This window comes from Mycobacterium sp. TH-M106, from assembly GCF_057473765.1.
The window spans coordinates 1-4,305 of record NZ_JBYCLE010000366.1; the positions used below are offsets into that span (position 1 = coordinate 1).

Genomic DNA, 4,305 nt, shown 5'->3' on the forward strand with positions numbered 1-4,305 from the left:
GACCGTCGTCGTAGGTATTGCCCAACACGAACGGCTTCTCCGCCAGCTTCGGCGTGTACCGCGCCACCATGTCCGGGTTCATCACGAATCCGCCCGCAGCGATCACCACCGACGTGGCTTTGACCGCAACGACTTCCGTGAAGCGCTTGGCCAACACCCCGACAACCGCACCCGAGCTGTCGATGATCAGGCCGGTGGCGCCGGTCTCGTATCGGATTGGCACGTCGAGGCTTTCGGCTCGTTTGAGCAGCAGGTCGATCACCAGCTTGGCACCCTGGGTGTCACCGGGCACCGGCACTTTGTGCCCCCGCGGCGCGGGGGCGGCCTGGTCGACAAATGGCCACACCTTCTCGTTGCCGGTGTACATCAGGCCTTCGGTGCTGGGCTGGATCACCGCTTTCTCCGGGTAGTAGCTGCGCTCGAACTGAAAGCCCAGGTCCTCCAGCCAGGTGAAGTGTTCGACGCTTCCGTCGCAGTACGCCCGGATCTTGTCGAGTTCGGGCTCACGCGACACCGCGACCAGGTACTTGTACATCTCGTCGGGGCTGTCGGGATGCCCGGTGGCCTGCTGGACGGCGGTGCCACCGCCGAGGTAGAAATGCCCGCCGGCCATCGCGGTGGTGCCACCTGCCGCGCCCGCTCGCTCTAGCACCAGTACTCGTGCCCCGGCGGCCGCCGCGCTCACCGCCGCGCATCCACCGGCGATGCCGAACCCGATCACCAGCACGTCGACGTCATCCGACCACAAGGTGACCTCGTCGACGCTGACGGTTGGCGGTATGTCAGTGCCCATCGGCGCCACCCTCCCCTGGATTCCGAGACTCATCGCCTCGCAGAATAGACCGCACCGTGGCAGAGTCGCAGTCAGCGCACCGTTGCCAGAGCGCGCCGGTCCATTGAGAGGATGCGTGGTGCCCGCGCGATACGACCAACCGAACCGGGCCGCCCGGGCCGCCAACACCGTGGTTCGCTGGCTCGCCGAATTGGGGATCAGCCTTGGCGGCACTCAGGCCCTCGCCGTCCGCGGCCGGAAGAGCGGAAAGCGCCGCGGGGTGGTCATCAACGTGCTCACCGTCGACGCTGCGGAGTACCTGGTCTCGCCACGCGGTGACACCCAGTGGGTGCGCAATGCCCGGGCCGCTGGCGTCGTCGAGCTCGGACCGTGGTGGCGACGCAGACCGACCCGCATCGTCGAGGTGAGCAACGACGCCAAACCCGAACTGCTGCGGCGCTACCTGGCTCGGTGGTATTGGCAGGTCAAAGGGCATGTTGCCGGATTGACACCGGATTCCAGCGACAGCGAATTCCTGGCCGCGGGACCGTTGATCCCGGTCTTCGCGCTCGCGCCGCCCAAAGGTTAAGCCGAAGGTGGGGGACCCGCCGCCGCGGCGTCGTCATGCACCTGCTGCATGATGGCCGACCAGGACACTGCGGCGGGGTAGGTGCCCCAGACGCTGTTGAACACGCCGACGATTCGTGCCGGTCCGATACCCCCGGCCACATACACCGGCCCGCCCGAATCACCCGGTTGGCTGACGACGCCGTGGGCCATCGTGAACCACCCGTTGTTGACGCGTTCGACGGTTCCGCAGCTCTGCTGGGTGACGACACCGAAATGGCAGACCTGCTCGCCGGGCTGCACGCCCAGGTCGGGGATGGACTCCAGCGGGCGGCCGTCGGGCAGGATATTGCTCACCGCGACGTCGTCGGCCAGCACGATGGTCTCGTAGTCGGTGATCATCTGGTCGGTGTCGATAGTCGAGCCGTCGGGGGTGTTGTCCCGGAAGCTCGCAAGCTGACCGAGATGGTTGCCGTCTGCGTCGGTGACCGCTCCGCCGCCCCGGCAATGGCCAGCGGTGAAGGCAATTCCCAGCGCCGGGTCGACGTAGCCCAAGGTGCACACATGGGTGTCCTGGCGGATCTCCATCCCCGGGAACACCAGCACCGGATCGGCCCGGGCAACCGACGGCGGCAACCCCGCTGACCCGGTCACGGCGGTCATCGCCGCCGCCAGCAGCTGAACCGCCTGCGCCGTCAGCCTGTGCACCGCCGACTCCGATCGTCTTGGGCCGGCGCTGCACCGGACACCATGTCGATTGCCTAGGTTACCGGTGCGGGGCTGCGAAGCATCGAGCGCGGCACGCACCACAGAGCGGTGGCCAGGACGTCGCGATCAGGGAATCGTCAGTACTTGGCCGGGCTGGATCAGGTCGGGGTTGGCGACGCCGCTGGCGTCGGCGATCTGCTGATATTTGCTGCCGTCGCCGTAGAACCGTTCGGCGATGGCCCACAGCGTGTCGCCGGAGAGCACCGTGTAGGTCCGGGTCGGCTCAGGCGCCGGCGGAGGCGGCGCCGCCTCTTCGGCAACCGGTTCGGCCGCGGGCTCCGGCGGCGGTGGCGCGTCGGTCTCGGTTTTGCTGGACCAGGCTGGGCCGTCGGCGGCATACAGCACCAGATTGCGGTCGTCCTGCAGCACCAGCTTGACGTTCTTCTTGCCCTTGGTGTCGGTGTGCCACACCGGCTTATCCGCTGTGTAGAGCACGAAGTTGCCGTCCGGCTGAACCTCGGCGCGCACGACGTTCTGGCCGTTGGTCCCAGTGGCCCAGATCGCCTTGCCCCGCACGGCCAGCACCACGTTGCCATCCTCTTGCAATGTCAGGGTGTAGGCCCCGTTGTTCGACGTCAGCGACTCCCCTTTGATCAGCTTCTGTCCTGCCGTGAGCGTGTCTCCCAGGCTCTGTGCCACGTCATCTCCTTCCGGTCAAGGCGGCCCCGCCGATCCCGGCCGGGCGTCGGCACGTCTGTGCCACCAGCGCAAGACTAGGCGACTGTCGGCCCCCGTCGGGCTGCTTTGGCTCGCACCCGAAAGTAATATCGGCGGGCCGGGACCAACCCGCGCTTAGTCTGGCTGCGGTGCCGGCGATATCGGGCTGGCCTGGTCGCCGGAGTGCCAGTGCACCGCGTAGACGCCGGGTTGCAAAGACAGCTCAGCGACCAAACGCTCCAGCCGGGCCGGTGCGCGGCCGTCCACCAGCAGGTACGCCGTCAACACGATGTTGTCGTCGGCGGCCCGCCCGGTGTGGACGCCGCGCAGCACGAGGTCGTTGCTGGCAGTGTGCTGGACAACCTGGGCGCGAGCGTACTTTTCGGATTTGGGGCGACAGATCAACTGCAGCTGGTAGGGCGACTGCCCTTCATCTGCTTCGATGTTCTGGTCACGGTCGATGAACCGGCCCAGCGGCCGACCCAGCAGGTGGGTGCCGACGATGGCGCCAGTGGCGATCAGCGCGAACACCAGCAGTCCGGCGGCGGCCAGCACACCCACCGCCGCCGAGCACCACAGGGTGGCCGCGGTGTTCAGGCCGCGAACGTTGAACCCCTCCCTCAGGATCACCCCACCGCCGAGAAACCCGACACCCGACACCACGTAAGACGCCACCCGGGTGGAGCTGCTGTCGTTGGCGGCGACCGCGTACAGCACGAACAGCGTCGCCCCGGCCGCCACCAAGGCATTGGTGCGCAACCCGGCCATCCGCGCCCGCCACTGCCGTTCCAAGCCGATCAACGCACCGCAACCCAGCCCGACAGCCAGGCGCAGGGCAAAATCGGCGATGCTCAGCGTCTGCATCAGCCACCTCCCCTTTCGTGACTTGCCGACTAGACGGTAGGAAGCATGTTGTAGCGCAGCACTGTTCGCCACCACGTTATCCGGAGATCACCGGCCGCGATATTGTCGTGGGCTTGAGGCCGGGCGTCGCACCCCTCTCGTCGGAGCTCGTCAGAGCTTTGGCATCACACGCCGTATCCGGTTGTCCGGGAAGCCACTTGGGCTCATCCAGCGGCAATCCTGACACCACGCCAATCGCCCGTCAAGCCGACCGGCAAGGTCGCGTACACTCCCCTGTCAGCTGGGGTTTCGCGGTCGCAGCTTACCCTTGCTCTGCCCGTCGTCGTTCACATGCACCGCGTGGACGCCCGGTTTTTCGGACAGTTCTTCCAACAGATCATCGAGTTTGCTCGGGTCGACGTGCCAGTGCTGCACCTCGTGGGTGCCCGCGAGCTCGCTGACCATACGTTCGAGCCGGCCCTGTGCGTAGCCGTTCATCACCGCGGCCGGGCGGCTCCGCGGGGCGGAACCACCGATTGAGCGGCCGACCAAACCCGCGAGTGCCATGTCGGCGAAGAGACCGCCGGGAGCGGCGGCCGGGGCCGCACCCGGGCCGGTGTCGGGCGTCCCGGCAGCGGCTAACGTGGCCATCGTGGCCTCGGGCGCGGCCTTCGTCCAAGCCGGCGGCACCGACAACT

At 67.4% G+C, this 4,305-nt stretch carries 6 protein-coding genes; 1 reads left to right on the top strand and 5 read right to left on the bottom strand.

All coding sequences use genetic code 11. The features are described from left to right. The coding region (locus AC2VOP_RS12880; protein ID WP_486961338.1) for an FAD-dependent oxidoreductase at positions 1-793 on the bottom strand (793 nt) is incomplete at its 3' end. A gap of 118 nt (positions 794-911) precedes the next feature. Between AC2VOP_RS12880 and AC2VOP_RS12885 the strand changes: the two genes are divergently transcribed. Next, a complete protein-coding gene (locus AC2VOP_RS12885) occupies positions 912-1,361 on the top strand; it encodes a PNPOx family protein (RefSeq protein WP_486961335.1) in 450 nt (149 codons plus the stop codon). Here AC2VOP_RS12885 and AC2VOP_RS12890 read toward each other — a convergent pair. The 4 genes from AC2VOP_RS12890 to AC2VOP_RS12905 form a co-directional block, all read right to left on the bottom strand. Beyond that, positions 1,358-2,002 carry an Rv1815 family serine proteinase gene (locus tag AC2VOP_RS12890; RefSeq protein WP_486961339.1) on the bottom strand — a complete coding sequence of 215 codons (645 nt, stop codon included), beginning with the start codon at positions 2,000-2,002 and terminating at the stop codon, positions 1,358-1,360. The two genes, AC2VOP_RS12885 and AC2VOP_RS12890, sit on opposite strands and share 4 nt — an antisense overlap. Positions 2,003-2,173: 171 nt before the next feature. Then, positions 2,174-2,734, bottom strand: a complete 561-nt coding sequence (locus AC2VOP_RS12895) for a LysM peptidoglycan-binding domain-containing protein (RefSeq protein ID WP_486961340.1) — start codon at positions 2,732-2,734, stop codon at positions 2,174-2,176. Between the two features lie 165 nt (positions 2,735-2,899). Continuing rightward, positions 2,900-3,628, bottom strand: coding sequence for an MgtC/SapB family protein (locus tag AC2VOP_RS12900; protein WP_486961336.1), 729 nt, complete (start codon positions 3,626-3,628; stop codon positions 2,900-2,902). A gap of 276 nt (positions 3,629-3,904) precedes the next feature. After that, positions 3,905-4,305, bottom strand: a 401-nt coding sequence (locus AC2VOP_RS12905) for a PPE family protein, SVP subgroup (RefSeq protein ID WP_486961337.1), incomplete at its 5' end; no start/stop codon positions are given.